This is a genomic window from Pseudomonas sp. AAC (assembly GCF_000725445.1).
GTDB lineage: Bacteria > Pseudomonadota > Gammaproteobacteria > Pseudomonadales > Pseudomonadaceae > Pseudomonas > Pseudomonas citronellolis.
Map to the genome: position 1 here is coordinate 194,626 of NZ_KL647096.1, position 24,030 is coordinate 218,655.

At 69.2% G+C, this 24,030-nt stretch carries 14 protein-coding genes; 3 read left to right on the top strand and 11 right to left on the bottom strand.

The genetic code is table 11. The features are described 5' to 3' along the window. Nucleotides 1-1,013 precede the first annotated feature (1,013 nt). The 3 genes from FG99_RS10720 to mexA are packed head-to-tail and all read right to left on the bottom strand — an operon-like array spanning nucleotide 1,014 to nucleotide 6,771. Nucleotides 1,014-2,462 carry an AdeC/AdeK/OprM family multidrug efflux complex outer membrane factor gene (locus tag FG99_RS10720; protein ID WP_043269467.1) on the bottom strand — a complete coding sequence of 483 codons (1,449 nt, stop codon included), beginning with the start codon at nucleotides 2,460-2,462 and terminating at the stop codon, nucleotides 1,014-1,016. A 1-nt stretch (nucleotide 2,463) separates the two neighbouring features. Further along, complete coding sequence (locus FG99_RS10725; RefSeq protein WP_043269469.1) at nucleotides 2,464-5,607, bottom strand: efflux RND transporter permease subunit; 3,144 nt, start codon at nucleotides 5,605-5,607, stop codon at nucleotides 2,464-2,466. Nucleotides 5,608-5,622: 15 nt separating this feature from the next. Then, nucleotides 5,623-6,771, bottom strand: coding sequence for a multidrug efflux RND transporter periplasmic adaptor subunit MexA (gene mexA / locus FG99_RS10730; RefSeq protein WP_009615280.1), 1,149 nt, complete (start codon nucleotides 6,769-6,771; stop codon nucleotides 5,623-5,625). A 265-nt stretch (nucleotides 6,772-7,036) separates the two neighbouring features. On the opposite strand from mexA, the gene FG99_RS10735 reads away from it, so the two are divergent. After that, entirely contained in the window at nucleotides 7,037-7,483 is a 447-nt protein-coding gene (locus tag FG99_RS10735; protein WP_009615279.1) for a MarR family transcriptional regulator, read from the top strand. 42 nt (nucleotides 7,484-7,525) lie between these two features. Here FG99_RS10735 and FG99_RS10740 read toward each other — a convergent pair whose 3' ends face one another. The 3 genes from FG99_RS10740 to FG99_RS10750 all read right to left on the bottom strand — a co-directional run bounded on the left by FG99_RS10740 (nucleotide 7,526) and on the right by FG99_RS10750 (nucleotide 10,406). Continuing rightward, nucleotides 7,526-8,101 (bottom strand): YceI family protein, encoded by a 576-nt coding sequence (locus FG99_RS10740; RefSeq protein ID WP_009615277.1) that lies wholly within the window; start codon nucleotides 8,099-8,101, stop codon nucleotides 7,526-7,528. 28 nt (nucleotides 8,102-8,129) lie between these two features. Beyond that, the gene (locus tag FG99_RS10745; protein WP_009615275.1) at nucleotides 8,130-8,684 is read right to left on the bottom strand and encodes a cytochrome b; all 555 of its coding nucleotides are present in this window, start codon (nucleotides 8,682-8,684) and stop codon (nucleotides 8,130-8,132) included. 237 nt (nucleotides 8,685-8,921) lie between these two features. Further along, complete coding sequence (locus tag FG99_RS10750; protein WP_043269471.1) at nucleotides 8,922-10,406, bottom strand: flavin monoamine oxidase family protein; 1,485 nt, start codon at nucleotides 10,404-10,406, stop codon at nucleotides 8,922-8,924. A gap of 154 nt (nucleotides 10,407-10,560) precedes the next feature. Here FG99_RS10750 and FG99_RS10755 point away from each other — a divergent pair, with 154 nt between their 5' ends. Together FG99_RS10755 and FG99_RS10760 are read left to right on the top strand one after the other, a co-directional pair. Beyond that, the gene (locus FG99_RS10755) at nucleotides 10,561-11,964 is read left to right on the top strand and encodes an adenosylmethionine--8-amino-7-oxononanoate transaminase (RefSeq protein ID WP_043269473.1); all 1,404 of its coding nucleotides are present in this window, start codon (nucleotides 10,561-10,563) and stop codon (nucleotides 11,962-11,964) included. An 85-nt stretch (nucleotides 11,965-12,049) separates the two neighbouring features. Next, a complete protein-coding gene (locus FG99_RS10760) occupies nucleotides 12,050-12,769 on the top strand; it encodes a 16S rRNA (uracil(1498)-N(3))-methyltransferase (RefSeq protein ID WP_043269475.1) in 720 nt (239 codons plus the stop codon). A 287-nt stretch (nucleotides 12,770-13,056) separates the two neighbouring features. On the opposite strand, the gene FG99_RS10765 is transcribed toward FG99_RS10760, so the two are convergent. The 5 genes from FG99_RS10765 to FG99_RS10785 all read right to left on the bottom strand — a co-directional run bounded on the left by FG99_RS10765 (nucleotide 13,057) and on the right by FG99_RS10785 (nucleotide 24,008). Beyond that, nucleotides 13,057-13,668, bottom strand: coding sequence for a LysE family translocator (locus tag FG99_RS10765; RefSeq protein ID WP_043269477.1), 612 nt, complete (start codon nucleotides 13,666-13,668; stop codon nucleotides 13,057-13,059). 79 nt (nucleotides 13,669-13,747) lie between these two features. After that, entirely contained in the window at nucleotides 13,748-14,539 is a 792-nt protein-coding gene (locus FG99_RS10770) for an AraC family transcriptional regulator (protein WP_043269479.1), read from the bottom strand. Nucleotides 14,540-14,549: 10 nt separating this feature from the next. Continuing rightward, the gene (locus tag FG99_RS10775) at nucleotides 14,550-15,062 is read right to left on the bottom strand and encodes a chemotaxis protein CheW (RefSeq protein ID WP_009615263.1); all 513 of its coding nucleotides are present in this window, start codon (nucleotides 15,060-15,062) and stop codon (nucleotides 14,550-14,552) included. Next, nucleotides 15,059-16,096: a chemotaxis protein CheB gene (locus tag FG99_RS10780; RefSeq protein ID WP_009615262.1), complete on the bottom strand. Its 1,038-nt coding sequence runs from the start codon at nucleotides 16,094-16,096 to the stop codon at nucleotides 15,059-15,061. The genes FG99_RS10775 and FG99_RS10780 overlap by 4 nt, the downstream gene beginning before the upstream one ends. Then, nucleotides 16,089-24,008 (bottom strand): hybrid sensor histidine kinase/response regulator, encoded by a 7,920-nt coding sequence (locus FG99_RS10785; protein WP_043269481.1) that lies wholly within the window; start codon nucleotides 24,006-24,008, stop codon nucleotides 16,089-16,091. Before FG99_RS10785 ends, FG99_RS10780 begins: the two co-directional genes overlap by 8 nt. Nucleotides 24,009-24,030 lie beyond the last annotated feature (22 nt).

Consider the following 24,030-nt stretch of genomic DNA (forward strand, 5'->3'; position numbering starts at 1 on the left):
CGTAGGATGGGTTGAGCTTGCGATACCCATCGGACCATGGCGATGGGTATCGCTCCGCTCAACCCATCCTACGATGTCGACGCAACCCCACCCACGCCATTCCCCTGTAGGAGCGCGCCCTGCGCGCGAATCGCGGGCAGAGCCCGCTCCTACAATTCCCGGGAGGCACGATCGTAGGAGCGGACCTTGTCCGCGATAGCCGGACGTCCCGGCGCGATTCGCGGATGAGATCCGCTCCTACGCAACCCCACCCGCGCCATTCCCCTGTAGGAGCGGGCCCTGCGCGCGAATCGCGGGCAGGGCCCGCTACAATTCCAGGGAGGCACGATCGTAGGACCTTGTCCGCGATAGCCGGACGTCCCGGCGCGATTCGCGGATGAGATCCGCAACCCCACCCGCGCCATTCCCCTGTAGGAGCGCGCCCTGCGCGCGAATCGCGGGCAGGGCCCGCCTACAATTCCAGGGAGGCACGGTCGTAGCGGACCTTGTCCGCGATAGACGGACGTCCCGGCGCGATTCGCGGATGAGATCCGCTACGCAACCCCACCCGCGCCATTCCCCTGTAGGAGCGCGCCCTGCGCGCGAATCGCGGGCAGGGCCCGCCTACAATTCCAGGGAGGCACGGTCGTAGCGGACCTTGTCCGCGATAGCCGGACGTCCCGGCGCGATTCGCGGATGAGATCCGCTACGCAACCCCACCCGCGCCATTCCCCTGTAGGAGCGCGCCCTGCGCGCGAATCGCGGGCAGGGCCCGCTCCTACAATTCCAGGGAAGCGCGGTCGTAGGAGCGGAATTTGTCCGCGATAGCCGAACGTCCCGGCGCGATTCGCGGATGAGATCTCCTACGCAACCCCACCCGCGCCATTCCCCTGTAGGAGCGCGCCCTGCGCGCGAATCGCGGGCAGGGCCCGCTCCTACGAAGAGCATCCCGGCGCGGCCTGCAGGACAAAAATCGCCGGGCTCCACAAACGAGAACGCCGCCCCGAGGGGCGGCGTTTTCGTGGGCATGGGCCTCAGCCCTTGGGCTGCGCCTTGGACTGCTTCTGCGCGGTGCTTTCCTGCCAGCCGCCGCCGAGCGCCTTGTACAGGTTCACCTCGCTGGTGAGCTGGTTCAGGCGGTCGGTGATCAACTGCTGCTGGGCGCTGAACAGCGAGCGCTGGGCGTCGAGCAGGGTCAGGTAGTTGTCCACGCCGGTGCGGTAGCGCTTCTCGGCCAGGCGATAGTAGTCCTCGCTGGCCTTGACCAGGGCGCGCTGGGCGGTCAGCTGCTCGCCGTAGGTGCCCCGTGCGGCCAGGCCGTCGGCGACTTCCGAGAAGGCGGTCTGGATGGCCTTCTCGTACTGCGCGACGTAGATGTTCTTCTGCACCTTGGCCAGGTCCAGGCTGGCCTTCAGGCTGCCGGCGTTGAAGATCGGCAGGCTGATGGACGGCTTGAACAGCCAGGTGCCGGAACCCGCGTCGAACAGGCCGGACAGGTCCGGGCTCAGGCTGCCGGCGTTGGCGGTCAGGCTGATGCTCGGGAAGAAAGCCGCCCGCGCCGCGCCTATGTTGGCGTTGGCCGCCTTGAGCTGGTGCTCGGCTTCCAGCACGTCCGGGCGCCGCTGCAGCAGGTCCGAGGGCAGGCCCGCCGGCACCTGGGCCAGCACCTGCTGCTCCAGGTCCATGCCTTGCGGCAGGTCGGCCGGCACGCCGGAACCCAGCAGCAGGGTCAGGGCGTTCTGGTCCTGGGCCACCAGGCGGGTGTACTGCGCCAGGGTCGCCCGCGCGCTTTCCACCGAGGTCTGCGCCTGGCGCAGGTCCAGGGCCGAGGCGACGCCGACCTCGTTGCTGCGCTTGGTCAGGTCGTAGGTCTTCTGGTAGGTGGCCAGGGTGTCGCGGGTCAGCTGCAGCTGGGCCTGGTCGGCGCGCAGCGTCAGGTAGGCGTTGGCGACGTTGGCCACCAGCGCGGTCTGGGTGCTGCGGCGCGCCTCTTCGGTCGCCAGGTACTGCTCGAGGGCCTCATCGCGCAGGCTGCGCAGGCGGCCGAACAGGTCCACTTCCCAGGCGGTGACGCCCAGGGTGGCGCCGTACTGGCTGCTGATCATGTCGTTGCCGGTGGTCGACACCCGCTCCGGCAGGCGCTGGCGCGAGCCGCTCACGTCGGCGCTCACCGCCGGGAACAGCTCGGCGCGCTGGATGCGGTACTGCGCCTGGTAGGCCTCGACGTTCAGCGCGGCGACGCGCAGGTCGCGGTTGTTGTCCAGGGCCACTTCGACCAGGCGGCGCAGTTGCGGGTCGCTGAAGAAGCTCTGCCAGTCGAGGTCGGCGGCGGCGGTCGCGCCGCCACCCTGGGCGCCGGCGTAGGCCGGGCCCTGGGGGTAGGCCTGGGCTACCAGCGCCTCGGGGCGCTGGTAGTCCGGGATCAGCGAACAGCCGGACAGCGCGGCGGTCGCCAGGGCCAGGCTGAGTAAGGACTTTCTCATATCAATGCCCCTTCTCGGTGGTCGCCTGTTCCTTGGACGCCTTGTCCTTGAACAGGGTGCTGACCACCACGTAGAACAACGGCACCCAGAAGATCGCCAGCACGGTCGCGGTGACCATGCCGCCGATCACGCCGGTACCGATGGCGTGCTGGCTGCCGGAGCCGGCGCCGCTGGAAATCGCCAGCGGCACCACGCCGAGGATGAACGCCAGCGAGGTCATGACGATCGGGCGCAGACGCATGCGGCAGGCCTCGATGGCCGCGTCGACGATGTGCTTGCCCTCGCGCTCGTGCAGTTCCTTGGCGAACTCCACGATGAGGATGGCGTTCTTCGCCGACAGGCCGATGGTGGTGAGCAGGCCGACCTTGAAGAACACGTCGTTGGACAGCCCGCGCATCGAGGTGGCCAGCAGCGCACCGATGATCCCCAGGGGCACCACCAGCATCACCGAGAACGGGATCGACCAGCTCTCGTACAGCGCCGCCAGGCAGAGGAACACCACGATGGCCGAGAGCACGAACAGCGAGGTGGTCTGCGAGCCGGCCAGGCGTTCCTCGTAGGACAGGCCGGTCCAGGAGTAGCCGATGCCCTTGGGCAGTTGCTGGACGATCTCTTCCACCGCCGCCATGGCCTCGCCGGTACTGCGGCCCGGGGCCGGCTCACCGAGGATTTCCATGGCCGGTACGCCGTTGTAGCGCGCCAGCTTCGGCGAGCCGTAGGCCCACTTGCCGGTGGCGAAGGCGGTGAAGGGCACCATCTCGCCGCTGCTGTTGCGCACGTACCACTTGGCCAGGTCTTCCGGGCTCATGCGCGCACCGGGTTCGCCCTGGGCGTACACCTTCTTCACCCGGCCGCGGTCGATGAAGTCGTTGATGTACTTCGAACCCCAGGCGATGGAGATGGTGCTGTTGATGTCCGCCAGCGAAATGCCCAGCGCACTGGCCTTCTCGTCGTCGATCAGCAGTTGGTACTGCGGCTCGTCGTTCAGGCCGTTGGGGCGCACGCGCTGCAGCACGGGGTTCTGCGCGGCGAGCTGGAGGAACTGGTTGCGCGCCTGCATCAGCGCGTCGTGGCCGACGCCCGCCTGGTCCTGCAGGTAGATGTCGAAGCCGGTGGCGTTGCCCAGTTCCAGCACCGCCGGCGGGGCGAAGGCGAAGACCATCGCGTCCTTGATGCTGAAGAAGTACTGCTGGGCGCGCTGGGCCACGGCGAACACGCTGTTCTCCGAGCCGGGGCGCTCTTCCCAGGGCTTCATCATGATGAAGGCCATGCCCGAGCTCTGGCCGCGGCCGGCGAAGTTGAAGCCAGTCACGGTGAATACCGAGCTGACCGCCTGGCCTTCCTTGTCCAGCAGGTACTCGCGCATGTGGTCGACCACCTTCTGCGTGCGCTCGGCGGTGGAGCCCGGCGGCGTCTGCACCTGGGCGAAGAGCACGCCCTGGTCCTCGTCGGGGAGGAAGGAGGTGGGGATGCGGGTGAACAGCCAGGCCATGCCGATGACGATGACCACGTACAGCAGCAGGTACGGCGAGCGGTGCTTGAGGATCGAGGTCACGCCACGCTCGTAGCCGTGGGTGGTGTCGATGAACTTGCGGTTGAACCAGCCGAAGAAGCCGCGCTTGTGTTCGCCGTGGTCGCCCTTCTCGATGGGCTTGAGCATGGTGGCGCACAGCGCCGGGGTGAGGATCAGCGCCACCAGCACCGACAGGGCCATGGCCGAGACGATGGTGATGGAGAACTGCCGGTAGATCACCCCGGTGGAGCCGCCGAAGAAGGCCATCGGCAGGAACACCGCCGAGAGCACCATCGCGATGCCCACCAGCGCGCCCTGGATCTGGCCCATGGACTTGCGCGCCGCTTCCTTGGGCGGCAGGCCTTCCTCGGCCATCACCCGCTCGACGTTCTCCACCACCACGATGGCGTCGTCCACCAACAGGCCGATGGCCAGCACCATGCCGAACATGGTCAAGGTGTTGATCGAGAAGCCGAACGCCGCCAGCACGCCGAAGGTGCCCAGCAGCACCACCGGCACGGCGATGGTCGGGATCAGGGTGGCGCGGAAGTTCTGCAGGAACAGGTACATCACCAGGAACACGAGGAGGATCGCCTCGCCGAGGGTCTTGACCACTTCATGGATGGAAGCGGAGACCACCGGGGTGGTGTCGTACGGGTAGACCACCTTCATGCCCTCGGGCATGAACTCCTGCAGGCGGCCGATGGTGGCGCGTATCGCCTTGGCGGTGTCCAGCGCGTTGGCGCCGGTGGCCAGCTTGATGGCGATACCCGAGGCCGGCTTGCCGTTGAACTGCGCGTTGATGCTGTAGTCCTGGCCGCCGAGGCCCACCTGGGCGACGTCCTTCAGGCGCACCTGGGAGCCGTCGGTGTTGACCTTGAGCAGGATGTCGCCGAACTGCTCGGCGGTCTGCAGGCGGGTCTTGCCGATGATGGTCGCGTTGAGCTGCTGCCCCGGCAAGGCGGGCAGGCCGCCCAGCTGGCCGGAGGAGATCTGCACGTTCTGCGCCTGCACCGCGGTGACGATGTCGCTGGGCGTCAGCTGGTAGCTGTTGAGCTTGGCCGGGTCCAGCCAGATGCGCATGGCGTACTGCGAACCGAACACCTGGAAGTCGCCCACGCCAGCGGTACGCGACAGCGGGTCCTGGATGTTGGAGACGATGTAGTTCGACAGGTCTTCCTTGGTCAGGCTGCCGTCTTCGGAGACGATGCCGACGACCATCAGGAAGTTCTTCACCGCCTTGGTCACGCGGATGCCCTGCTGCTGCACTTCCTGCGGCAGCAGCGGCGTGGCCAGCTGCAGCTTGTTCTGCACCTGGACCTGGGCGATGTCCGGGCTGGTGCCCTGGTCGAAGGTCACGGTGATGGTCATGCTGCCGTCGGCGTTGCTCTCCGAGGAGATGTAGCGCAGATGGTCGAGACCGTTCATCTGCTGCTCGATCACCTGGACCACCGTGTCCTGCACGGTTTCCGCGGAGGCGCCCGGGTAGCTGACCTGGATGGCGATCGCCGGCGGGGCGATGGCCGGGTACTGGTTCACCGGCAGCGAGAGGATCGACAACCCGCCCGCCAGCATGATCACCAGGGCTATAACCCAGGCGAAGATAGGCCGGTCAATGAAAAACTTCGACATTGCGAAACCCCTTGGTTAACCCTGGCTGTCCGAGGCGGCGGGTTTGCCGGCCTCAGGCGCGGGGGCGACGTTCTTCGCCGGCACGGCCTTGGCCTTGGCGCCGGGCTGGACGTACTGCAGGCCTTCGGTGATCAGGCGGTCGCCGGGCTTCAGGCCCTCGGTGACCAGCCAGTAGGCGCCGACGGTGCGGTCGGTCTTGATGTTGCGCAGCTCGACCTTGTCGTCGGCGCCCAGCACCAGGGCGGTGGGCTGGCCGCGCAGGTCGCGGGTGACGCCCTGCTGGGGCGCGAGGATGGCCTTGTCCTTCACCCCTTCCTGCAGCACGGCATGCACGAACATGCCCGGCAGCAGCTCATGCCTGGGGTTGGGGAACACCGCGCGGATGGTCACCGAGCCGGTGCCCTGGTCCACCGAGACCTCGGAGAACTCCAGCCTGCCTTCCAGCGGGTAGGCCGAACCGTCCTCGAGGAACAGCTTGACCTTGGCCGCGTTGTCGCCGGCCTTCTGCAGGTTGCCGGCGGCCAGCTCGCGGCGCATGCGCAGCAGCGAAGTGGAGGGCTGGGTGACGTCGACGTAGATGGGGTCCAGTTGCTGCACCGTGGCCATGGCGGTGGCCTGGCCGTTGGTCACCAGCGCGCCCTCGGTCACCGCCGAACGGCCGATGCGCCCGGAAATGGGCGACAGCACCTTGGTGTAGCGCAGGTTGATCTGCGCCTGGTCGACGGCGGCCTTGGCCTGCAGCGCGGCGGCCTGGGCATCGGCGTACTGCTGCTTGCTCACCGCCTCGTCGGCCACCAGCAGCTTGTAGCGCTCGGCCTGCTGCTGGGTGGACATCAGGTTGGCCTTGGCGCTCTGGTAGGTGGCTTCGTAGGTGGCCGGGTCGATCTGGTACAGCTGCTGGCCTTCCTTGACGTCGCTGCCTTCCTTGAACAGGCGCTTGAGAATGATGCCGTTGACCTGCGGCCGGACTTCGGCCACCCGGAACGCCGTGGTGCGGCCGGGCAGCTCGGTGCTCAGCGGCACCGTCTGGGCCTGCAGGGTCACCACGCCGACCTCGGGGGTCTGCGCCTGCTGCGGGGCCTCGTTCTTGCCGCAACCGGCAAGGGTAGCCATGGCGACGAGCAGGGCCGGAACCAGGGCGCGCTTGGCTGGCGTTCGTTGCATATCGTTGTCCTCGTAAGCGAAAGCATCCGGCACCACGGCGGCAGCCGGGCCGGAAAGGCTGGCAAAATACTTACATTCAGGTTTGTTTGTAAACGACCGAAAGCCTTGTCGGTAACCACCTGAAACGTTTTAGCCCATGGCGGGCGCTTCAGACGATTCCCATTCGGCGTGAGCGGCTTGTCATAAAGTTGATAGCGTCAACTAAAATAAGGAAAATGAATCGGCCGATCAATCGGCTTTACATTCCGTTTACCCCGTCCAGGCCATGACCCGTCCCGTGAATCCCGACCTGCCAGAGAACCTGATGGCGCTCTTCGAGCATCTGCGCAACCAGCTGCAGATGGGCCTGCTCGCCCAGGGCATCGACCTGGCGCCGCCGGACATCCGTCTGCTGGAGCTGATCGCCGAGGCCGAGGGCCTCATCAACCTGCAGGACGTCGGCCGGCAGATGTGCCGCGACAAGGCGCTGATCACCCGCAAGGTCCGCGAGATGGAGAGCCGCGGCCTGGTCCGCCGCGAGCGCAACCCGGGGGACCAGCGCAGCTTCCAGCTGTTCCTCACCGAGGCCGGCAAGGTCGTCCATGCCCAGGCCCAGGCGATTCTCGCATGCACCCATGACAGGCTCTTTGCACCACTGGATGCCGAGGAGCAGCGCTGCATGGCGCACCTGCTGCAACGCTGCCTGGACGCCCAGGAAGAGCTGCCGCAGTAACGAAAACGCCGGCTTGCGCCGGCGTTTCGCTGCAACCGCGTCTTATTGACGCACACCCTCTACCGACAGCGTCAGCTCGACTTCCTGGGAAGCCGGGCCGAGGTCGCGCTGGATGTTGAAGTCCTTCAGCTTCAGGGTGGTGGTGCCGAGGAAGCCGGCGCGGTAGCCGCCCCACGGATCGTCGCCCTGGCCGACCAGCTCGGCCTTGATGGTGACCGGCTTGGTCACGCCGTTGAGGGTCAGGTTGCCGGTGATCTCGGCGTTCTTGCCGTCGGCCTTGACGCCGGTGGACTCGAAGGTCGCGGTGGGGTTCTTCGAGACGTTGAGGAAGTCGCCGCTGCGCAGGTGCTTGTCACGTTCGGCGTGGTTGGTGTTCACGCTGTTGGTGTTGATGGTCACCTTGACCTTGTCGGCGGCCGGGTTCTTCTCGTCGAAGGTGAAGGCGCCGTCGAAGTCGTCGAAGCGGCCGTACAGCCAGCTGTAGCCCAGGTGCTTGATGCGGAACTCGATGAAGGCGTGCTGGCCTTCCTTGTCGATCTTGTAGTCGGCGGCCATGGCCTGGCCGGCGCTGAACAGGGCGGTACCCAGGGCCAGGGCGGCGAAGGTCTTCTTCAGCATGGTGATCTCCATATGGTGCTAGGTGGGGTCAATCCGTGGAACGGCCGAGCATGCGCGTGAGGGTCGCATCGCGGTCGAGGAAATGGTGTTTGAGCGCCGCCAGGGCGTGCAGTACGGCGAAGACCACCAGGGCCCAGGCCAGGTACAGGTGGATGGCGCCGGCGGTGTCGGCCTGCTCGGGCAGCCCGCTCAGGGTCGCCGGCACGTCGAACCAGCCGAACACGCTGATGGGTTTGCCCTCGGCGGTGGAAATCAGGTAACCGGCGACGATCACCGCGATCAGCAGCCCGTACAGCGCCAGGTGGCCGAGCTTGCTGGCCTTGCGCGTCAGCGCGCCATGGTTGGCCGGGGCCGGCGGCGGCGGGCTGAGGAAGCGCCAGGCGATGCGCACGATCAGGGCGATGGCCAGCAGGATGCCGATGCTCTTGTGGATTTCCGGGGCGCGGTGATACCAGGTGTCGTAGTAGTCCAGCTCGCGCATCCACAGGCCCAGGCCGAACAGGCCGAAGACCACCAGGGCGCTGCCCCAGTGCAGGAAGAGACTGACCAGACCGTAACGGGAGGGCGAATTACGCCATTGCATCGAAAGGTTTCCTGATAAAGCCGGAGCATCAAGACTAGCGGCAAAACGATCGGATAAAAGTGGAAATTACTGCTTTGAAACATCGATTCACAAGATAGCTTCGCTGGCTAACGAGCATTCCAGAGCCTTCTGTGCCTCTTTCGAGATAACACCCCGGGCGCGGGAATTATTCGCCGCCAAAGAAAAAGGGGCGCTGGAAGGCGCCCCTTTTTCACAGGCAGTGGCGGGAGCCGCGGCTCAGAACATGTCGGTGAACCAGGAGAACGCGCCCTTCTTCTTGCCCTCGCCCGCGGCCGGCGCCGCCGGCGCTTCGCTGGCCTTGGCCGGCGCGGGGATGCTGACGTTCTTGCCGTCGGCCAGGTCGCGCAGTTGCGCGGCGGCGCGCTTGCCGCTGCGCAGGGCGCCCTCGATGGTGCCCGGGTAGAGCGCGTCGGTGTGCTCGCCGGCGAAGGCGACGCGCGGCAGCGGCTGTTCCCAGGCGCGCCAGAAGCGGCTGATCTGCCCCGGGCCGTAGGCCAGGTAGGAGCCGCCGGTGCTGACGTCGGTGCTGTAGCGGCGCATTTCGTAGCCGGAATAGGCGCCGCGCATCTTCGGGTAGTACTTGTTCATGCGGATCAGCACCTGGTCGACCATCTGCCGGTCGCCGAAGGCCTGCAGTACCCGGGCATTGTCGCCGGAGAGGTTGATCAGCACGTTGGCGCCGCCCTTGAGCGCGGGCTCGACCCAGATCATGCCCAGGCCCTGGTCGCTGTAGATCTCGCCGGACAGGCGCGACTTGTCGTCCCACACCGGGCGCTTGAACTTCAGCAGGATCTGGTCGCGCCAGCCGTAGTTGGTGTTCTTCAGCGCTTCCTGCTGCCTGGCGTTGAGCCCCGGGGTCAGCTGGATCTGGGCCAGGGCGCGCAGCGGCACGGCGAGCACCGCGTAGTCGGCGCTGTAGCCGGTGCTGCCTGCCTTGACGGTGACGCCGTCCTTGTCCTGCACGATGGCGCTGACGCGGGCGTTGGTCTTGATGGTCTTCAACTGCTTGACGAAGGCCTGGGCCAGCACCTGGCTGCCGCCCGGCAGGCGCGCGGCGCGCAGGTCGCGGTCGTCGACGTTGCGGTACACCCGGCCCTGCTGGGCGAGGTACAGCAGCGATAGGCGCGAGGGCTCGTCGTAGTGCGAGCGGATGCGCTGGTTGACCAGCAGGCGCGCGGTCGGCGACAGGTTCAGCTTGTCCAGCCAGCGGGCGACGTTGAGCTGGTCGAGGGCGAACAGAGTCTTGTTGGCCAGCGGGTCGAGCGGGTCGTCGATGGACGCCGAGAGATCGTTCAGCGACTTCTCGAAGCGCTCCAGGTCGGCGGCCACGGCGGGCATCTTCTGCTTCAGGTCGGCGGAGCTGTAGTAGACGCCGTCGATCAGGTAGCTGGGGGTACGCACGAATTCCGGCGCCGGCACCGCTTTCAGCTTGAGGGTGTCCAGGTAGCCGTTGAGGGTCGGCTGGGCCTTGGCGTTGCCCAGCCATTCGCTGGTGGCCAGGCCCGAGCGCCCGCCGATCTGCGGCTTGGCCTCCAGCAGGGTGACCTGCCAGCCCGACTGCTGCAGTTCATAGGCGGCGCTGAGACCGGCCAGCCCCCCGCCGACCACGATCGCGGTCGGCTGTTTGTCCTTGCCCAGCGCGAACGCGCTGAACGCCGCCAGCGCCAGCAGCGAGGCCGCGCGCAGCCATCGAATCTTCATCGTGCATCCCCCAACTTGGTGCGAAGGCGCGCAGCATACGCCAGCGCCCAGTGGCCGGCCAGATGCCACCCTCTGCCGTGTGTCGCGGCGCGCGCCTTGTCCGTCCATGTCCCATTGCATAGGCTTGCCCGACGACTTCAAGAGGAGACCTTCCATGGGCCTGAACGCCGAGTGGATGCAGCGCGACCTGGAGGTGCTCTGGCACCCCTGCACCCAGATGAAAGACCACGAGCGCCTGCCGGTCATCCCCATCCGCCGCGGCAAGGGTGTGTGGCTGGAGGACTTCGAGGGCAAGCGCTACCTGGACGCGGTCAGCTCCTGGTGGGTGAACGTCTTCGGCCACGCCAACCCGCGCATCAACCAGCGCATCAAGGACCAGGTCGACCAACTGGAGCACGTGATCCTCGCCGGCTTCACCCATGCGCCGGTGGTCGAGCTGTCCGAGCGCCTGGTGCGCCTCACGCCCGAGGGGCTGTCGCGGGTGTTCTACGCCGACAACGGCTCCTCGGGCATCGAGGTGGCGCTGAAGATGAGCTACCACTACTGGCAGAACTGCGGCCAGCCGGCGAAGAAGCGTTTCGTCACCCTGACCAACAGCTACCACGGCGAGACCGTGGCGGCGATGTCGGTGGGCGACGTGGCGCTGTTCACCGAAACCTACAAGTCGCTGCTGCTCGACACCCTCAAGGTGCCCAGCCCGGACTGCTACCTGCGCGCCGAGGGCGAGAGCTGGGAAGCCCATTCGCGGACCATGTTCGAGCACATGGAGCGCACCCTGGAACAGCATCACCGGGAAGTCGCCGCTGTCATCGTCGAGCCGCTGATCCAGGGGGCCGGCGGCATGCGCATGTACCACCCGGTGTACCTCGAGCTGCTGCGCGAAGCCTGCGACCGCTACGGCGTGCACCTGATCCACGACGAGATCGCCGTCGGCTTCGGCCGCACCGGCAGCATGTTCGCCTGCGAGCAGGCCGGCATCACCCCGGACTTCCTGGTGCTGTCCAAGGCGTTGACCGGCGGCTATCTGCCGATGGCCGCGGTGCTGACCACCGACAAGGTCTACCAGGCCTTCTACGACGACTACGCCACCCTGCGCGCCTTCCTGCATTCGCACACCTACACCGGCAACCCGCTGGCCTGCACCGCGGCCCTGGCGACCCTCGACATCTTCGAGCAGGACAACGTGATCGAGGCCAACAAGGCCCTGGCCGCGCGCATGGCCTCGGCCACCGCGCACCTGGCCGACCATCCCCACGTGGCCGAGGTCCGCCAGACCGGCATGGCCCTGGCCATCGAGATGGTCCAGGACAAGACCAGCCGCGCGGCCTACCCCTGGCAGGAGCGCCGCGGCCTGAAGGTCTACCAGCACGCCCTGGAACGCGGCGCCATGCTGCGCCCGCTGGGCAACGTGGTGTACTTCCTGCCGCCCTACGTGATCACCCCGGAGGAAATCGACTTCCTCGCCGAAGTGGCCAGCGAAGGCATCGACATCGCCTGCCGGGACTCGGTGAGCGTGGCGGTCAGCGGGTTGTACCCGGATCATCGGGATCCGGGCTAGCCCAAAAAGCTGAAAGCCTGAAGCTGGAAGCCGGAAGCGCACCGCGGGTAGACTTCCGGCTTCCAGCCTCCAGCTTCCAGCCCCTATGCGCCTTTCCCGCTTCTTCATCGACGCCCCCCTCTCCCTCGGCCAGCACGAGCTGCCCGAGGCCCAGGCCCATTACATCGGCCGCGTGCTGCGGCATGCCGCCGGCGATGCCGTGCAGTTGTTCGACGGTTCCGGCCAGGAATTCCTCGGCGAACTGGTGGAGGTGGGCAAGAAGAACGTGCGCGTGGAGCTGCGCGAAAGCTTCGCCGGCCTGGCCGAGTCGCCGCTGCGCCTGCACCTGGGCCAGGGCCTGTCGCGCGGCGAGCGCATGGACTGGGCGATCCAGAAGGCCACCGAACTGGGCGCCGCGCGGATCACCCCGATCGTCAGCGAACGCTGCGAAGTGCGCCTGAAGGACGAACGCGCCGACAAGCGCACCGCCCACTGGCGCCAGATCGCCATCAGCGCCTGCGAACAATGCGGCCGCTCGGTGCTGCCGCAGATAGACGCCCCCGTCAGCCTCGCCGAATGGCTGCAGGCCACCGAAGCGGACCTCAAGCTGGTGCTGCACCCGGTGGCCGAGCCCCTGGCCAGCCACGCCCGCCCGGGCAGCCTGGCCTTCCTCATCGGCCCGGAAGGCGGCCTGAGCGACGCCGAGGTGGAACAGGCCAGGGCCGCCGGCTTCCACGCCGCCCGCCTGGGCCCGCGGGTGCTGCGCACCGAGACCGCGCCGGTGGTGGCACTGAGCGTGGCGCAGCAGCTGTGGGGCGATTTCTGAGGTAGCCGCCGGAACCCTCGGCTATCGCGGACAAGGTCCTGCGACCGTGCCTCCCCGGCCCCATCGTGGCGGGCCATGCCCGCGGTTCGCGCGCAGGGCGCGCTCCTACAGGGGAACGCCGCGGTTGGCGCAGCCTAGGAGCGGACTCCGTCCGCGATATCCCGGAACCGGCCCGTCGGCCGGATCGCGGATGAATCCGCTCCTACAGGTGGGTTCGAAGCCCCGTAGGATGGGTTGAGCGAAGCGATACCCATCGCCGTAGCGATTGGCGCGCCAGACGCGCGCCCTCAAAGCCCGCGCAGCGCCAATCCGGCCAGGCCGAGCAGCAGCAGGCCGCAGCCGGCGTAGCTGACGCGGTGCCAGAACAGCGAGGTGTTGCGCCGCAGCCAGTCCACCAGGCCGGCGCAGAGGAAGCACCAGATCAGCGACGAGAGCATGAAGCCGGCGAAGAACACCAGCGACTGCGCCTGGCTCGGGGCGCCTTCGACGATGCCGGCCAGGGCGCTGCCCAGCGCGCCCCAGTAGACCACGTTCTTCGGGTTGGACAGCGAGATGGCCGCCCCGGAGGCGAAGGCGTTGCCGGCGCTGGTGGCCGCCTCCAGGTCGTCCAGCGGCGGGCGCCAGGCGTCGCGCAGGCCCTGGATGCCGAGCCAGGCCAGGTAGCCGGCGCAGGCCAGGGTCAGGGGCACGCGCACCTGCTCGTGGGCCAGCAGCAGGGCCAGGCCGGTCAGCCCCAGCAGCGCCCAGACCGCATCGCCGATCAACGAACCGAGCTGCACCAGCAGCGCCGGGCGGAAGCCGCCGGTCAGGCCACGGCGCAGGGTTTCGCTGAACACCGCCCCCGGCGAGATGTTGAAGGCGAAGCCGAACAGCAGGGCGGCAAGGAAGATGGCGAGCATGGGGCGGGACTCCGGAAAGCGGAAATGCGCCCATTCTCGCCAGGCGGCGACGGAAAAACTTGAACCGGATTGCGCCGCTTCAGCCGCGCAGCGTGCGCTGGTAGCGGCCGGGGCTGATGCCGTAGGCGCTGCGGAAGTGACGGGCCAGGTGGCTCTGGTCGGCAAAACCCAGGGCATGGGCGGCATCGCCCACGGCGACGCCTGCCCGCAGCAGCGCCAGCGCGCGCCGGGTGCGCAGCTGCATGGCCCACTGCCGCGGGCTCATCCCGGTGTGCTGCTTGAAGGCCCGCAGCAGGTGGAACCTGGAGACCTGCACCTGCTGCGCCATGGCCTCCAAGCTCAGCGGTTCGGCAAGGTTGGCGGCGAGCAGTTCCTGCAGGCGCTCCACCGGGCGCCGGCCAAGGGCTGCCGTGGCCGGAGGACGGGTGCCCGCGTGCCGCGCCAGCTCGGCCAGCACCAGGGTCAGGCGCTCCTCGCCGCGCTCGCGCAGGAAGGGATCGCCGGAAAGGGCCAGTTCCACCGCACGGGCCAGTTCCCCAGCCAGTTGCGGATGCGCCAACAGCGGCCGCTCGAAGGCCAGGCGCTGCAGGCCAAGGCTGGCGGCCAGCACGCTTTCCGGCAGGTAGAGGCTGACGAAGCGCCAGGGCTGGCCGTCGGCGGCGCCGCCGCCCTGGATCTGCCCCGGGTTGTAGAGGGTGATGTCGCCAGCGCCGGCCTGGAAGCTGCGGCCGTCCAGCCAGACGTCCTCGCTGCCGCAGAGGTTGGCGCTGATGACGAATTCGTCGTGGCTGTGCTTGTCGAAGCGGTGCCCGCTCAGCGCCGCGCTGGCCACTTCGCAGCCATCGCCCAGCCAGGCGTGACGCAGCGCCATGGCCGGGGGCTCAGATCAGCCCGGCGTCGGCGAGCTTCTGCTCCAGCGCCACCAGGTCGGGGATGCGCACCAGGTCGTCGCCGACGCTCACCGCCGCCAGTTCCAGCGGCGCCAGCTCGGCCTCGGCGCGAGGCAGCTCGGGACCGACCTTGAGCGAACGCGGGATGCCCTGGGCCAGCAGCGCCAGGAACTTCACGTGGGGCCGTCCGCCCAGGGCGTTGAGGATGATGACCCGCGCCCCTGGGCCGACCTGGGCCGCGCCGCCGGAAGCCGCCTCGAAGGACAGCAGCGGCAGGCGCAGGTCGCGCCAGGCCACCTGGCCCAGGTACCAGGCCGGCAGGCCCGGTTGCGCCTGGGGCGCGCGGTAGGCGATCAGTTCGGCCACGGCCACGTTGGGCAGCAGCAGGGTGCGGTCGGCCAGGGGCACCAGCAGCCCGGTCAGGCTGGCGGGCGCCTCGTCGGCGCCGAGGTTGGCAGGGGTGCCGTTCACAGGGGCTTCCTGCGGCAGGGAAAGATCACTCATGACTCCACTCCAGTGGCCGCACACTGCGCGGCCAGGTGTTCGACCAGCGCCGCGGCGAGCTCGCGCGGATCGGCCGAGAAGGTACTGTAGCCGCCCTCGCGCAGGCTGTCGGGCATGCTCGAGCAGGCGCAGCCGTCCGCGCGCTGCGTCCAGATCTCGGCGCCCTGGCGGCGCACATAGGCGGCCGCGGCGCTGCCGTCGCTGCACATGCCGCTGAAGACTATCACCCCGCAGCGGCTGCCGAACTGCTGGGCGAGGTTGAGCATCATCTGATCGATGGACGGGCTGTAGGGCTCCGGCCAGGCCCGCTGGCCCAGGCGCATGCGGCCATCCTCGGCAAAGCCCAGCTCGTGCTGCACCGGCACCACCACCACTTCGCCGCAGCGCAGCCAGTCGGCGTCGCGGGCGAGGTTGACGCGCCACTGGCTATGCCGCCCCACCGCCTGCGGCAGGCTCTGCTCGAACGACGGGGCGATGTGCTGGGCATAGAGGAAGGCCAGCGGCAGGCCGCCCGGCAGCGCATCGAGGAACGCCTTGACCGCCGCCGGGCCGCCCAGGGATGCGGCCAGCAGCCAGACCTGGCGCGCCGGCTCGCCCACCTGCAGCGGCGAGGCCGCCAGGTCGTCGGGCAAGGCGATGCGGTTGGGCCGCTGCGCCTCGCTCAGCAGCGCCTCCAGGCTCTGGCCGACATTGGCACTGGGGTCGCCCACCAGGCGCCGCAGCTTGCCCACCAGGCGCCGTTCCCAGCGCGGATAGTGTTCGGAGAGCCGCTCGGGGGCATGGCCCTCGCCGAACAGCACCGGCACCTGGGCCTGCTCCAGCAGGTTGTCGAGCAGCGGCGTGTCCTCCTGCTGGGCCAGGTCGACCAGCCACAGGTCGGTCTCGCAGGCGGCCAGTTGGGCCTCGTCCAGGCGCCCGGGGTCGGCGTTGAGCACCACCTGGTAGCCATGCCCGGCCAGCGCCTGCTGCAGCACGTGGCGCTGCAGCGAGGTGTCGGCGATGATCGCGATCCTTGCGCCGCTCTGCTCAGGCATGGGCGGTCACCAGCGCCTGGATGCTGTCGAGCAGCTCGGACTCCTGGTAGGGCTTGCCCAGGTAGCGGTTGACGCCGATGGCCAGGGCCCGCTCGCGGTGCTTCTCGCCGGTGCGCGAGGTGATCATGATGATCGGCAGGTCCTTCAGGCGCTCGTCGTGGCGCACCAGGGTGGCCACCTCGAAGCCGTCCATGCGCGGCATCTCGATGTCCAGCAGCATGATGTCGGGTTTGTGTTCCTGCAGCTGGGCAATGGCGTCCACCCCGTCCTTGGCGGTCAGCACGTTCATGCCGTTGCGTTCCAGCAGGCGGCTGGTGACCTTGCGCACGGTGACCGAGTCGTCCACCACCATGACCAGGGTCGGGCGCTGCTGCTCGCTGTCCGCCTGCGGCGCATTGGGCAGCGCGCGGCGCGGCTGGGCATGCAGGGCGAGGCTGGCCAGGCGGGCGCGGATGGTCGCCAGCAGGTCGAGGATCACCACCACGCGGCCGTCGCCGAGGATGGTCGCCCCGGAGATGCCGCTGACCCCGGCGAACTGCGCGCCCAGGCTCTTCACCACGATCTCGCGGGAGCCGGCCAGGGCGTCCACCTGCACCGCCACCGCGTGTTCCGCGGAGCGCACCAGGATCACCGGCAACGGCAACGACTGGCCCACCAGCTTGGGCTGCTGGCCGTTGTTCAGCAGGTCGCCCAGGTATTTCAGCTCGTAGTCCTGCCCGGCATATTCGAAGTGCGGCGCATGGCCCTGCCTGCCGCCCTCCTCGTAGAGGGCCTCCAGCTCGTAGGGCGAGACGCGCACGATGCCCTCGATGGTGTTCAGCGGCACGGCGTACAGGTCCTCGCCGGAAAGCACCATGAGCGCGCGGTTCACCGACACGGTGAAGGGCAGGCGGATGGCGAAGCGGGTGCCCTGCCCCGTCTCCGAGTGGATGCTCATGGAACCGCCGAGCTGCTTGACCTCGGCGTTGACCACGTCCAGGCCGACGCCACGCCCGGAAATCTGCGTGAGCTTCTCGGCGGTGCTGAAGCCGGCCTCGAGGATGAACTGCAGCACCTCGTGGTCGGAAAGCTCGGCATCGGCCGCCATCAGGCCGCGTTCGACGGCCTTGCGGCGCACCGCGTCGAGGCGGATGCCGCCGCCGTCGTCGGCCAGGCTGAGGAGGATGTCGCCCCCCTCGCGGCCCAGCTCCAGGCGGATGCTGCCGGCCTCCGGCTTGCCGGCGGCGCGGCGCGCGTCGGCGGATTCTATGCCGTGGTCGACGGCGTTGCGCAGCATGTGCTCCAGGGGCGCGACTATGCGCTCCAGCACGGTGCGGTCCATTTCCCCTTCGGCGTTGCCGACGATGAATTCCACCTGCTTGCCCAGTTCGCCGGCGACCTGCCGGACGATGCGCCGCAGGCGCGGCACCAGGCGGTCAAAGGGCACCATGCGGGTGCGCATCAGGCCTTCCTGCAGCTCGGTGTTGACCCGCGCCTGCTGCAGCAGCAGGGTCTCGGCGTCGCGGTTCTTCGCGGCCAGGGTTTCCTTGAGGTCGAACAGGTCGGAGGCGGACTCGAACAGCGCGCGGGACAGCTGCTGCAGCTGCGAGTAGCGGTCCATCTCCAGCGGGTCGAAGTCTTCGTAGCCGGCGCGCTCGGCGTCGGCCTGGTGGCGCGAGAGGATCTGCGCCTGGGTCTCGGTGTCGAGGCGGCGCAACTGGTCGCGCACCCGCTCGATGGTGGCGTCCATCTCCGTGAGCGTGGAGCCGACGTCGCTCACCTGTTGCTCGACGCGGCCGCGGAAGATGGAGGTTTCGCCGGCCAGGTTGACCAGATTCTCCAGCAGCGGCGCCGGGACCTTCACCAGTTCCTGCGGGGCGCGCCGCGCGGCGGCCTGCTGCGCGGCCTCCTGGGCGCGCTGGACGAAGGGCAGCACCTTGGGCGCTTCGCTGCGCGGCGGCTCGGCGACGGCCATGATGGCGCCGGCGGCCAGGACCGGCAGCGGCGGCTCGACCAGCGCCGGCTCGCTGGCGGGCGGCGGCGTGACGGCCGCGGCGCTTTCCGCGGCGGCATCGGCCTCGCCGACCTGCTGGCGCAGGTGGTCCACTTCGTTCTGCAGGCCGTCGAAGCCGGACTGCACGTCGAGCAGCAGGCTGTCCGGCCAGGGCGCGCCCTGGCGCTGGGCTTCGGTGAGGTGTTCCTCGAGGTCGTGGGCGAGGTCGCCGAGGGCGTTCTGCCCGGCCAGCCGCGCACCGCCCTTGAGGGTGTGGAGGATGCGCAGCAGCTCGTCGAGGGCGCCGTGGTCGCCATCGGCGTCCCAGCGGCCCAGGGCGTGCTCCATGCCTTCGAGCAGGTCGTCGGCCTCTTCCAGGAAGATGTCGATGATGTCCGCCGCCGGCTCGTCGCCGGCCAGCAGCGACGGCACCAGCGGCTGCAGGCTGACGCTGCTGGGCATGCTCAACTGTTCGTCGGGGTTGGCGCGGAATTCGCGGATCGCCGCGATCAGCGACTCGCCCTCGGGAACCGGCCGCCGGCCCTGCACCGCCTCGAGCATTTCCGCCAGGCGGTCGTGGCAGCGCTGGAGCAGGGCGAAGAGCCCGTCGCTGGCGCGTAGGCGCCCGCCGCAGAGGCCTTCGTAGAGGTATTCCAGTTCGTGGGCGAGGTCGCCGATGGGGCGGATCTCGGCCATGCGCGCGCCGCCCTTGAGGGTATGCAGGTCACGCTGCAGGGCTTCGAGCTCGACGCCGTTGTCGACGTTGCCCATCCAGCGCTGCAGCGCGCCGGCCGCGCTTTCCAGGATGTCGAAGCCTTCTTCGAGGAAGATGTCCACCAACTCCTGGTCGTGCACTTCCAGCGGTTCGAACGCCGGTTCCGCCGCGGGCTCGACGTCGTCGGACTGCTCCAGGGCCTGGGCGCTGGGATCGCTTTCCGCCTCATGGAGGAAGGTGGCGAGGTCGATTTCCTCCAGCACCGGGTCGATCGCCTCGGGCGCCGTGCCTTCGGTCTCCGGCTCCTGCTCGGGCTCGGGCTCGGATTCGCTCTCGTCGACGATCGGCAGCGGCGGCTCGTCCGCCAGCGGCTCGGCTTCGGCTTCGGCTTCGGCTTCGGCTTCGGCTTCGGCTTCGGCTTCGGCTTCGGCTTCGGCTTCGGCTTCGGCTTCGGCTTCGGGTTCAGGCTGCGGCTCGGCCGGCGCGGCGGTCAAGGCCGACTCGGGGTTCTGGCGGAAGGCGCGGATGCGCTGGATCAGGGCGTCCGGGTCGGTCAGCGGCTGCCCGGCCTGCAACTGGTCGAGCTGCTGCGCCAGGCAGTCGTGGCAGGCCTGGAGCAGCCCGGCCAGGCCGGGGCCGGCCTGGAAGCGCTGGTCGAGCAGACCTTCGTAGAGCGATTCCAGTTCATGGGACAGGTCGCCGATCTCGCGGATCTCGGCCATGCGCGCGCCACCCTTGAGGGTGTGCAGGTCGCGCTGCAGGGTGGACAGCGGCGCCGGCGTCTCCGGGGCCTGGCTCCACTGCGCCAGGGCCTGGCCGGCGCTGTCGAGGATGTCCACGGCCTCTTCGAGGAAGATCGCCACCATTTCCTCGTCCAGCGTCTGCACGGGGTTGGCCGCGCGAACGTCTTCCGGCTCGACCGGCGTGGGCTCCTGCGCCTCTGCGGGCGGAGGCGCCGCCGACCATTGCAGGTCCTCGGGCAGGTCTTCCGGCGCGGTGGGGCGGTCGAGCAGCAGCTCTTCGTCCTCCAGCGGGAAATCGTCGGCGGTGAGCTGGTCGAGGTCGATGAGATCGCTCTCGCCGTCGGCCTCCGCCTGCACCGACACGGGTGCCTCGTCGGCCTCCACCGCAGGCGCCTGGAGCAGGCGCTGCAGGGCCTCGACCTGTTGCGGGCAGGCGCTGACCTGCAACGCCGCGGCCACCTGGTCCATCATGCCGATCAACGCCTCGTGGGCGTCTTCGGCGGCGCCGAAGAAGTCGTCGCTCACCGCCAGCCGGCCCTGTTGCACCGCGCCGTAGACGGCCAGCAGCGCCTCGCAGAGTTCGGCCATCTGCGGCAGCTCGGCCTGCTGCGCGCCCTTGGCCAGTGTCGCCAGCTCCTCGTGCAGGGCGCCCAGCTCCTGGCCTTCGTGGGGGTGTTCGCGCCAGCGGCCGAGCAGGTCCTCGGCGTCCAGCAGGATGTTCATGCCCTCGGCGAGGAACAGGCTGAGCATCTGCGGATCGCCGCCACTCTCGCCGCTTTCGCCGCGACGCTTGGCCTCCGCGGCCTCCAGGCGCTCCTGCTGGACCTGGGCGATGCGCTGCAGCAACTCGTCGCCGCCGTCGATGTGCGCCAGCGGACGGCCGGCGTCCAGTTGTTGCAGACCCACCCTGAGCAGGCGCTCGGCCTCGCGCAGCAGCTCGGCCTCGCGCAGGTCGACCTGCAGCAGGTTGGTCTTGAACTCCTTCACCAGCCGCTCCAGCGGCGTGGCGATTTCCGCGATCGGCAGGATGCCGGCCATGTGCGCGCTGCCCTTGAGGGTGTGCAGGGCGCGTTGCAGGTCGTCGGTGACCGGCTGGGGCAGCTCGCGGTCGCAGTCGGCGAGGAAGCCGCCGAGGGTTTCCAGATGGGCTTCGGCCTCGTTGCGGAAGATTTCCAGCAGCTGCGGGTCGAGACCTTCGTCCAGGGCCGCGGCTTCGACCGCCGGCTCCAGCGCCACCTCTTCGACCGCCGGTGTTTCCCCGCCTTCCGGCGGCGGCACCGGTTCGCCCTTGGCCAGGGCGTGGGCGGTGGCGGCGAGCTGGTCGACGTCGTCGCGCTGGCGCTGCGCGCTGGCGGCGAACTCGTCCACCAGCGACGGCATCAGCGCCACCACGTCGCCGATCACCTGCAGCACCGGCGCGCTGGCCGCGATGCTGCGGTCGAGCACGCGGTTGAGCAGGTTCTCGATGGACCAGGCCAGTTCGCCGACCACCAGCGCCCGGACCATGCGCCCACTGCCCTTGAGGGTGTGGAAGGCGCGGCGGATCTCGGTCAGCGCTTCGCGGTCGTCGACGTCGGCCTGCCAGCGCGGCAGGTATTCGTTGATGGTTTCCAGGACCTCGCCGGCCTCTTCGATGAAGACCTCGCGCAGCTCCTCGTCCACCGGTTCCTCGTCGGCCGGCGGCGGCAGCAGGCTGGGCGGCACCTCGCGGGCCGGCGGATTGATCGCCTGGGCCGGGGTGGCCATCACCTCGGCCAGGGACAGCGGTTTCGCCTCCTCCGGCTCGGCCTCGGGCTCGGCCGGCGGTGACGGCAGCTCGACCTCGGGCAGGTCCAGCGCGGCCATGTCCAAGTCCTCCCAGGCCTGGTCCGCGGCACTGGGCTGCTCGCTGGCCGGGGCCTCGTCGAGGTCCGGGGCCGCTAGCTCGGGCAGTTCTTCCAGAGATGACCCAGGCGCATCGAGCGGGGCATCCAGCTCCAGCGCGGGCAGTTCGTCGCTCGCCGGCGGCTCGTCGGCGAGGGGTTCCAGGCTCCATTCGCCCAGGGCCGGTGCGCTATCGCCAGGTTGCGGCGCGTCGAACGCCAGGTCCCATTCGAGTTCGCTGGCCGGCGCCGACGGGTTGGTTTGCGGCTCGGCCCCGGCATCCAGGGCCGGCAGGTCGTCCAGGCTCCACGAGGTGTCGGAGGTGGAGGGGGTTTCTTCGTCCAGCGTCCAATGGATTTCGCCTTCCGCGGCTGCGGGGCTCGCGGCGGCATCCAGGGCCGGCAGGTCGTCGAGGGTCCAGGAATCGCCCGCGGCCGCCAGGCCCGGGGCTGCGGGCGCCACTTCGGAGCCGGGCAGCGGCTCCAGGCCGTCCAGGGACAGGCTCTCGTCCAGCGACCAGCTCGGCTCCACCGGCTCGGCGGGCGATTCCAGCGGCGCGTCCAGGCTGAAGTCGACGCCGGCATCGTCGAGCGCCGGTGTCTCGGGCTCGGCGAGGGTCCAGTTGTCGTCGGAGACCAGCAACGGCGCCTCGACGTCCTCGCGGATCGGCGCCGCTTCCTCGGTGGCCGGCAGGTCCCAGGCCAACTCGTCGCCGGGCTGGGCGAGATCGCCGGCATTGGCCGGTTCCCAGCCGGGCTCGGCGGCGAAGGCCTGGGCGGCCTCGGGCACTATGTCGTCCGGCGCCTGCAGCTCGTCGACGACGCCCTGTTCCGCCAGCACGTCGGCGGCGGCGCTGGTCGCCAGCAGGTCGATTTCCGCCAGCGCCTCGTCCGCCGGGGCGTCGGGCGTCGGCGTGTCGAGGATGGAAGGCCGCGGCTTGAGCGGATAGCCCAGCTGCTCCAGGCTCTCCTCGGCGACGTCGAGGATCAGCTCGCCGGAGCTGCCCTGGTCCTCGGAGAGGCGTTCGAGGTAGTACTCGACGCCGGTGATGGCGTCGGCCAGGGTGTCCAGGCTGTGCCAGTCCGGCACCGCCTGGCGCGCCAGCAGCTGTTCCTGGATGTAGCGGTTGCAGGCCTCCAGCAGTCGGGCCGCGCGCCCCTGGTCGATCATTTCCAGGCCACCGCGGACCTGGGTCAGCAGTTCCGGCACCCGCGCCAGGTGCTCGTGGTTCCACTGCGAGGCGATGAACTCGATGATGGCGTCCTTGGCCAGCTCCAGGCCGTTGCGCGCCTCCTTGATCACCACCTGGTGGATCTGCGCCACGTCGGTGGTCGGCAGGCGGCTCTCCTCGTCGCCATGTTCCTCGCTGGGCCCGGCCATACCGGCCAGGGTGGCCTCGACGTAGAGCAGCGCACCGGCGACGTCCATCAGGGTGGCGTCGCTGGGCTCGCGGCGCCGGTCGGCCAGGGCGCCGACCACTTCGAGCTGGTCGAGGATCACCCGGCGCGGCTGGCCGAAGCCGAGCACCGCCAGGGTGTCGGCGATCTGCTTGAGCGGCGTCACCAGGGCCTGGAGGTCCGCCACCGAGGAGCGGTCGCTGCGCACGAAGAGGTCGAGGCTGTCCTTGACCCGCACCAGTTCCTCGCACAGGGCGCCGACCACCGAGCGCATGGCGTCGCGGTCCGGGCCGGCCAGGCGGGCGCGCTCCTCGTCCACCACGGCGGCGCCGGGCAGCGCCTCGTCGAGACGGTACTCGTCCTTGACCTCGCGCACCTTGGGCGACTGGTCGGACGCCTTGGCCACATAGAACAGCAGGTTCTTCACCAGTTCGTCGGGCGCCGCCTGGTTCATCCCGTCGGCGCCCTCCTCGACCAGGCGCTTGAACTCGCGGTCGACCTGGCGCAGCAGGTTGCGCACCGTGGTGCCGTTGGCGATGCTGCCGTTGGCCAGGCCCTCGACCATGGCCGAGGCGATGGTCCACAGGCGGCCCAGCGGGGCCTCCTTGCACAGCGATTCGAGGCGGGCGAAGACCCGCGCCATGTAGCCCAGGTTGGTCGGCAGGTCCTGGTTGCGGATCACCCCGACCAGCGCCACCTGCAGCATCTGCCGCAGCTTGCGCAGCAGCGTCGGCAGCTCGGAGGTGCGCAGGCGCGCCAGGGCGTCGTGGGGCAGCAGCGGCTTGCCGCCGGACAGGTCGGGGGCGAACAGGCTGGTTTCCGAGAGCAGTTTCTCGCCGCGGGCGGCGCGCAGGTCGTTGAGCAGCGGCAGCACCACCATCGGCAGGTCGCGGCGCGCGCTCTGGATACGGTCCAGGTACACCGGCAACTGCAGGATGGCCTGCATCAGCACTTCCAGGGCCTCGCCCTGGCTGGGCACGCGCTGGTCGATCAGCGCCTGGGTGAGCTGCTCCATTTCCTCGGCGAGCAGGGCGGCGCCATAGAACTCCACCATCTGCAGGGTGCCCCGCACCTGGTGGACGTGGGCCAGGCAGAAACCCATGCGCGTGGGGTCCTGCGGGTTCTCGACGAACGCCTCCAGGGCCTGCCGCGCCTGCTTGAGGGTCTCGGCGATCTCGCCTTTCACCCATTCCAGGGCGACATAATCGTGCCGATCACCCATAGCCACTCCACTCATGTGTCTG